Raw genomic sequence first — 264 nt, 5'->3', positions numbered from 1 at the left:
CCGGGCGGCGTGACTTACGCCTTCCAGCTCGACGGCAGCACGGTCGAGACCAACACCTCCGGCGCGTACACGCTCGGCTACGCCGATGCCGGCAAGGTGCTCTCGGTGGTCGCGAGCTACACCGATGGCCAGGGCCACGCGGACATCGCCTCGGCCGTGGGCGGGAGCGTCACGGACGTGGACCGCGCCGGCAGCGTCCTCCTGTCGGGTTCGGTGGCGGAGGGCCAAACCGTCAGCGCCAGCCTGTCGGACCCGGATGGGGTT

The 264-nt window shown here is 71.6% G+C and carries 1 protein-coding gene; it reads left to right on the top strand.

The window, feature by feature from the left end; genetic code table 11:
* Window positions 1–264 (top strand): hypothetical protein (locus ASF20_RS10480; protein ID WP_162242619.1); only part of this gene is annotated, 264 nt, incomplete at both ends.

The organism is Methylobacterium sp. Leaf88 (assembly GCF_001422795.1).
Taxonomy (GTDB): Bacteria; Pseudomonadota; Alphaproteobacteria; order Rhizobiales; family Beijerinckiaceae; genus Methylobacterium.
This window is presented reverse-complemented; position numbering and strand designations above follow the sequence as displayed.